Genomic DNA, 7,496 nt, shown 5'->3' on the forward strand with positions numbered 1-7,496 from the left:
AGTAACTGCCGCTCCAACATATCATGCAATCGATCGGGCGAATCGTATTTCTCAGCATTCAGGTCTAGGTGTAGCACAGCGTGGACGTTCCATTCTGTTTCCAACCGCTCAATGGCAAGCCCCTTGAAAAGTTCTCGTTTGCCTAGGAAATAGGCCTCCATCGTGGAAAGCAACAAACTTTTACCAAAGCGCCGAGGGCGGCTGAGGAAATAGGGCTTCCCCATAGTCGCAAGACGATAGACAAACTCTGTTTTATCGACATACACGAAGTCATTTTGACGAATGTATTCGAAACTCTGTATGCCGATAGGCATCTTGCGAGGAAGGGATAATATTTGATTCATGAACGTTCTCTTTACTTTTATTTAGGCAAAGTTACGAAAAACTTATTTATAAAGTTCATGGTTCATAAAGTTTATAAGCCCCATCCAGAGTATCTAGCCCATTTGTTCGCCCGTGATTATCCCCTAGTCTATCGATAGACTAGGGCAAAACATAGCATCTTCACAGCATGAACATAGCAAGAACAATCTTCCATGTACTTGCCGTATTCCTGTGATGTAATTGTTTGGTATTTGTCCTAGCCCATCCCTAGCCATACCCTAGGGTAATGACAAGGCAGCAATGATCAAATCGTTTCAAAGTATTTCACCAACTTATCATGAGGCACTGAAACACAGATACGGGAATAATTCTTCGCGTACTCCTGCCGGGTTTTCGTGAAGAAAGAAAGTGATACGGCACCGATATAGTGTTCCAGCAACTCCTCCTCACCACGATTCACGATCACGAAAATGCCTCGTGGCGTGGTTCCATGATAAAATTCTTCCGCCAGCAAGCCTCTCGCCCGCAAATACTCGATATTCAAAGCTATATCCCGGGTAGTACGCTCTTTAAATGCCGTCACGGCCTTTTTCCCTTCCGGCGTTGTCAGCAAGCGTAACACGAGTTCCTGTGCAAAACCGTTAATCCCGTTCGTGTTATACATCACCCTCACCTCCAACTCATCATGCAACTCTTTGTTACACGTGTGGATAAACCCAAGTCGCTGGCCACTCAACCCGACCGACTTGCTAAAACTTTCCGTGATAATCACGTTATCCAGATTCATCAGACGCGTGTAGTAATCATCCGAAGCATCCATAAACAACCGACGATAGGGACAATCATAAAAAATCACCACCCCGGCATCATTCAACGCCCGAATAATATTCAATTGTTCCTCGTCATCATGTTTGTCTCCCAGCGGGTTACTCGGATCACTAATTAACACGGCATTTCCCCGCAAACGATCGATCATCGGGAGTAAATCCGATTGACTGTCATATCCTTCGCTCTCCACTGAACGAATCTTGAGCATTTTGAAATAACATCCCCAATAATACGAGGGCAGGAATAACTTTCCGATATTCACGGTCTGTGCCACGAGATCAAGGGCATGCATTCCCCCTGCCGTAATTAATATATTATCCGGCGAAGACTTTCCGGCAAAAAACTCCTCGTTAATTGCCGCTCGTAAGTCCGGACGCCCGGCTCCATGCGGGTACACCTGTATCTCCGGAGAATTAAAGTTTATCGATTTCACGACTTCTGTCAAGTCGATATTTACCACTTGATTCACACCCCGGTTCAAGGGCAAATACTCTTTCCCACTCTTCTGGGAAAGTTCTTTCAGCGTCTCCCCGATTTGCACGATACGGGAAAGAGCGGCCCCACTCTTATTTATTTTCATCGCAATCCAGCGTTTTTAATTATCGTTCTGTTTCAATCGTTCGTTAATCAAATCCCTGTATTCGTAATAAAGGTCTTCCAGCAAAGGCATCTTCTCGGCAAAGAAAGCGTATATCCGCTCGTGATCCTCCACCCGGTAAAGGTTTACCCCCCGCAACTCGAAATAAATCGCGCTGATCTCCTGCCCCTCGATCCCGGTATACTCCTCTTCCCACTTCAACTCGTCACCGCACTCGGCCCGAAATAACGTCTGGTAAGATAACATACATTCGTACACCTCGAACCGACGTAACTCATTTTTATGGTCTATTTGGAATAACACGAGAGCCTTCTCCCGGTCCGCGTAAAATTTCAACTGAGTGGATCGTATCTTCACCCCCGTGAGTACCCATTTCCGGTAAATATGTTTCCGCTTGCAATAGCGCTTGAAACCTTCCCAGAATTTCACCCGAATCTCTTTTGCCTCTTCTTTCGTGAACACCTCTGATAAATTAAAATTAGTATGCAGGGACAACCCCGCAAATATAACAAAAATTGCAAAGTATTTCATATATTTGCGGGAGTGATAAAGTTTAAGGTTCATAAAGTCCATAAGGTCTATAAAGTTTATAAAGTCAATGGACCCTTGCGGGCGTTTGGTCCACGATAGTCCAAGTTGCCGTTAAACACCGTCCGAAGGACACCCGTCACTTTAGACCTTATGAACTTTATGAACTTTATAAACCCATTATTTATGTTGACATTAAAATACTATCAAGATAAAATCGAGGCCGGATGTGACGAGGCCGGGAGGGGATGTCTGGCAGGACCGGTTTTCGCGGCAGCGGTAATCCTTCCTGAAGACTTTTCCAACGAAATGCTTAACGACTCGAAACAACTCTCTGAAAAGAAACGGGATGAATTGCGCACGATCATTGAACGGGAAGCCCTCGCGTGGGCCGTGGCCAGCGTGGATAATAACGAAATCGACAAAATCAACATCCTCAACGCCTCCATCGAAGGGATGCATCGGGCATTGGCACAACTAAGTGTCACCCCGGAACATATTCTGATTGACGGCAACCGGTTCAAACCCTACCGGAACATCGAACACCATTGCATCGTAAAAGGGGACGGGAAATACATGGCTATCGCGGCAGCCTCCATTTTGGCCAAAACACACCGGGACGAATACATGAAAAAATTGCATGAAGAGTACCCCGTTTACGACTGGATCAGCAACAAAGGCTACCCGACCAAAAAACACCGGGAAGGCATTTTGCTCCATGGAGTTACCCCTTATCATCGACAAAGTTTCACGTTGCTCGACCCGCAACTAAAACTAGATTTCGATCACTAAAAATAACAAATGGTACGATAGTTGTTACCCCTCAATAGAGGTAAACTTTTAATTTTTAACTTTTAGTTTTTAACTTTTAACTTAACCCTATGCCCGTAATCAATTCCATCATATCCATGTTCTCGACCAAAAGGTTGGCACAAATCGATTTCTTCAAAGAAAACCCGATTCAGGTGCAACGAGACACGTTGGTTGAATTACTTCGCAGAGCCGCTGACACGGAGTACGGACTGAAATATGATTTCGACTCTATTTTGACGGCAGAACAATACCGGGAACGCCTGCCCATCATTCACTACGAAGAGCTGGCCCCTTATTCAGAGCGATTAATGAACGGCGAGCAAAACCTGTTATGGCCGGAACCCATCACGTGGTTTGCCAAATCGTCAGGCACAACAGCGGCAAAAAGCAAGTTTATCCCGGTCAGCAAAGAATCTTTGGAAAGCTGCCATTTCCGAGGCGGTAAGGATGTTATCTCCATTTTCAATAAACTATACCCGGATGCACAAGTATTCAACGGGAAGACCTTGGCTCTAGGGGGAAGTAGCGAAATATCCAAGACAAACAACAACTGCCGTTACGGAGACTTGTCCGCCATATTAATCTCCAACACCCCGTTCTGGGCCAACATGATGAAGACCCCCGACCAATCGATCATGCTCATGAGCGAATGGGAAGAAAAAATTGAAAAGATATGCGACACCACAATCAAAGAAGATGTACGCAGTCTCGCGGGGGTACCCTCTTGGTTCCTCACGCTCATCAACCGGATTCTGGAACGCACGGGAAAAAGCAACCTTCACGAAGTATGGCCCAACTTGGAACTATTCATTCACGGTGGCATAAACTTCACCCCCTACCGGGAACACTACAAACGCCTGTTGCCCGACCCGAAAATGAAATACATGGAAACCTACAACGCATCGGAAGGTTTCTTCGGATTACAGGATGATCCCGGCGACTCGTCCATGCTGTTAATGCTGGACTATGGCGTTTACTATGAATTTGTTCCGATCAGCGAACTGACTAAACCGCATCCCCGGGCTCTTCTATTGGAAGAAGTAGAAACCGGGGTGAACTACGCTCTTGTTATTTCCACGAATGGTGGATTATGGCGCTACATGATCGGGGATACGATTATGTTCACCTCTACCCGTCCTTACAAATTCAAAATCACGGGACGCACAAAGTTATTTATCAACGCTTTCGGAGAAGAATTAATTATCGACAACGCCATCGAGGCCCTAAAACAGACCTGCGAAAAAACCGGAGCCACAGTGATGGCATTCACGGCTGCCCCGGTATTCATGGAGGATGGTAAAAAAGGAGCCCACGAATGGATTATCGAATACGGAACTCCCCCCGCGGACTTGGAAAACTTTGCCAATATCCTTGATACGGAACTGAAAAAAGTAAATTCCGACTACGAGGCGAAACGCTATAAAGATATGTCACTTCAGCGTCTGATTCTCCATGTAGCCCGTCCGAACCTCTTCAATGACTGGCTGAAAGAAAAAGGAAAACTTGGCGGACAGAATAAAGTACCGCAATTGTGGAATGACCGCACGCACATCGATGAATTACTAAAAATGAATCAAGGATAAGATTCAGATAATGAATCCCTCGCCGACAAAACAAGAAAAAGTTTATAATAATTATAAACTTTTTCTTGTTTTAGCCCGTATCTTTGTAAAAAATTCACACACATATGAGAAAAACAACTATTTTAATGATGATCGCCGTGACGCTTGGCTTCTCCGGCTGTAAAAGTAACAGCGGAGACAAAGCGCAACTGACTGCCAACGAATGGCAACTGAAAGAGATGACCACCACAAAGGGGAAAACCACTCTTCCGCAACGAGTACCCACCCTCATGCTGACCGACACCAACACGATGTACGGATTCTCCGGGTGTAACCGATTTTTCGGAAGATACTCCACGGAAGGTAACACCATCAAGTTAGAACCGGGTGGAAGTACCATGATGGCTTGTCCGGATCTCCAATTCGAGCATGAATACATTCAGACTTTGGCTGCCATGACCTCGTACAGCGTTAAAAACAAAGAATTGAAATTAACGGATAAAGACCGGAAACAAACTCTTGTTTTCGTGCCTAAAACAGAAGAAAAAGTAATTGGTGTCGCAAACGACGCCCACGGATGCAACGGTGCGGCAGGATACACCTGGTCTGAAGCTAGAAAAGACTGTATCCGCTTGTTCGAATCCGGTGTTCGCATGAACCCGGCTAACGATCCGCAAGCAACGCTTTCCACCTTCATCGTGTTCTCCACCGATTCCACGTTAGCCGAAGTATTTATTCCCAACATGGAAAACCACCCTCTACTGAACAGACGTGAACTACCGAAAGGCGGTTATGCATGGAACGTGGAAGATGACGACACCTATAACGTAAGACAAGTAAACGGACAATGGATCATCGAACAACGCGGTGAAACATTATACACCGAAACCCCAGAAAGCGTGATTAACGTGGTATTCCAAGGCGGTGACGGTAAAACCAAAATGCTATACCAAGTAGAAGTAACCTTCTACCCCGCGGAAGAACTGGCAGTCGTAACACTTGACGACCAGACCTACGAGCTACCACAGCAACGCATGGCTTCCGGTTTCATGTACAAAAACGATCAAGTAAGCCTGATGGGAAAAGGGAAAGAAGCCGAATTAACCCTCCCCGACGGAAAAGTATTGAAACTACATGAAAAGAAGTAGGAAATGAGTTCGTAAAGTTTATAAGGTTCATAAAGTTTATAAGGTCCTTGGACCCCTTCGGGGCGCTTTGTCTGCGGTAGCTTGAGCTGCCGTAAGTATTGTCCGAAGGACACCCGTCACTTTATAAACTTTATGAACCTTACAAACTTTATAACTTAATAATCAGCACCGTCACGTAAGCCGAAACCCCCTCTTCTCTCCCCTCAAAGCCCAGTTTCTCCGTCGTGGTAGCCTTGATGGTTATCTCATCTACATCAATCCCCATAATTTCAGACAAACACTCCCGCATCTCCAAGGTCCGCATTTTAATTTTCGGCCTTTGCAGGCATATCACGCAATCAATATTACCAATAGCAAATCCCTTGTTCTCAATCATATCGATCACCTTCTTCAACAGAATTTTACTATCAATACCCTTGTAAGCGGGGTCCGTATCCGGGAAATATACCCCAATATCATCCAGCCCGGCAGCACCCAAAAGTGCATCACATATCGCGTGAATCAACACATCCCCATCCGAATGAGCCACGCACCCTTTTTCATGTTCCAGTTTAATCCCTCCTAACCAAAAGTCCAGTCCCGGCTCCAGCCGATGGACATCGATCCCTATACCTGTTTTTATTTTCATTGTAATAATATTATTATCCTGCAATATTAATGAAAAAACCGTTCATGGTTCATTTATTTTTATAAATTTGTCACTCTGATCGGATATTATGAAAAGATGAAAGAGCTTGAATCAATATATAATTCTTTTCTGGCAGGTAGCCGGATTACAACAGACTCCCGAGAGGTAAAAACAGGAGATATATTCATTGCCTTAAAGGGTGAAAATCACAACGGTAACACCTTTGCAGAGAAAGCCGTGGCCCAAGGAGCGAAACACGTCGTTATTGATGAGGCCGCCTACAACACGGCTCCCCAATGCGTACTCGTTCCCGACACCCTGCGATTCCTGCAACAACTAGCCAACCACCACCGCCGGAAATTGAACATCCCCATCTTGGGAATCACCGGGACAAACGGCAAAACCACCACGAAAGAATTATGTCACGCCGTTCTTTCCAAAAAATATAATACCGTTGCCACGAAAGGCAATTTAAACAACCATATCGGTGTACCCCTCACCCTGTTAAGCATGGACGCCTCCACGGAATTCGGTATCGTGGAAATGGGGGCCAACCATCCGGGGGAAATAAAAGAATTATGTAAGATTGTTGAACCGGACTACGGTATCATCACGAACATCGGGTACGCCCACTTGGAAGGATTCGGGAGTTACGAAAATATCACCCAAACCAAAAGAGCCCTTTACGAATCCGTGAAGGAGAAATCGGGAATTTTATTCGTGAACGGGGAAGATAAATTGTTGTGCCAACTATCGGAAGACCAAAAAAGATACACCTACGGCATCGACGGACATTTCACGAACGGGGAAGTCGTTCAGACCACCCCTTACCTCGTGTATGCCTTGAAAACCCATCACGGACAACTATACATCCGGACGAAACTCATCGGGGGATATAACTTCGACAACGCCATGGCAGCCACCACGGTTGGAACATATTTCAATATCGATCCTTTACAAATACAGGCCGCCATCGAAGCTTACACTCCCTCTAACCTTCGCTCGCAACTACTGAAAACGGAACACAACACGATCATCCTGGATGCCTACAACGCTAACCCGAGCAG

General features: G+C 45.5%; 8 protein-coding genes. 4 read left to right on the forward strand and 4 right to left on the reverse strand.

The features are described from left to right. The 3 genes from AB5542_RS11240 to AB5542_RS11250 all read right to left on the reverse strand — a co-directional run. Window positions 1-344, reverse strand: a 344-nt coding sequence (locus AB5542_RS11240; RefSeq protein ID WP_368243062.1) for an AAA family ATPase, incomplete at its 3' end; no start/stop codon positions are given. Between the two features lie 284 nt (window positions 345-628). Further along, entirely contained in the window at window positions 629-1,732 is a 1,104-nt protein-coding gene (locus tag AB5542_RS11245; RefSeq protein WP_124315787.1) for a pyridoxal phosphate-dependent aminotransferase, read from the reverse strand. Window positions 1,733-1,747: 15 nt separating this feature from the next. After that, entirely contained in the window at window positions 1,748-2,281 is a 534-nt protein-coding gene (locus AB5542_RS11250) for a DUF4268 domain-containing protein (protein ID WP_229128213.1), read from the reverse strand. Between the two features lie 183 nt (window positions 2,282-2,464). Between AB5542_RS11250 and AB5542_RS11255 the strand changes: the two genes are divergently transcribed. The 3 genes from AB5542_RS11255 (at window position 2,465) to AB5542_RS11265 (ending at window position 5,801) form a co-directional block, all read left to right on the forward strand. After that, window positions 2,465-3,070, forward strand: a complete 606-nt coding sequence (locus AB5542_RS11255; RefSeq protein WP_270543578.1) for a ribonuclease HII — start codon at window positions 2,465-2,467, stop codon at window positions 3,068-3,070. 89 nt (window positions 3,071-3,159) lie between these two features. Next, on the forward strand, window positions 3,160-4,674 hold the full coding sequence (locus tag AB5542_RS11260; RefSeq protein ID WP_279037656.1) for a GH3 auxin-responsive promoter family protein: 1,515 nt from the start codon (window positions 3,160-3,162) through the stop codon (window positions 4,672-4,674). A gap of 104 nt (window positions 4,675-4,778) precedes the next feature. Next, the gene (locus AB5542_RS11265) at window positions 4,779-5,801 is read left to right on the forward strand and encodes an META domain-containing protein (protein WP_279037653.1); all 1,023 of its coding nucleotides are present in this window, start codon (window positions 4,779-4,781) and stop codon (window positions 5,799-5,801) included. A 148-nt stretch (window positions 5,802-5,949) separates the two neighbouring features. Here AB5542_RS11265 and ispF read toward each other — a convergent pair whose 3' ends face one another. Beyond that, entirely contained in the window at window positions 5,950-6,429 is a 480-nt protein-coding gene (gene ispF / locus AB5542_RS11270; RefSeq protein WP_087421297.1) for a 2-C-methyl-D-erythritol 2,4-cyclodiphosphate synthase, read from the reverse strand. Between the two features lie 96 nt (window positions 6,430-6,525). Between ispF and AB5542_RS11275 the strand changes: the two genes are divergently transcribed. Then, window positions 6,526-7,496 (forward strand): UDP-N-acetylmuramoyl-tripeptide--D-alanyl-D-alanine ligase (locus AB5542_RS11275; protein WP_368243063.1); only part of this gene is annotated, 971 nt, incomplete at its 3' end.

The sequence above is a fragment of the Butyricimonas sp. RTP31003st1_G1_RTP31003_210430 genome (assembly GCF_040920905.1).
GTDB classification, from domain to species: Bacteria; Bacteroidota; Bacteroidia; order Bacteroidales; family Marinifilaceae; genus Butyricimonas; species Butyricimonas paravirosa.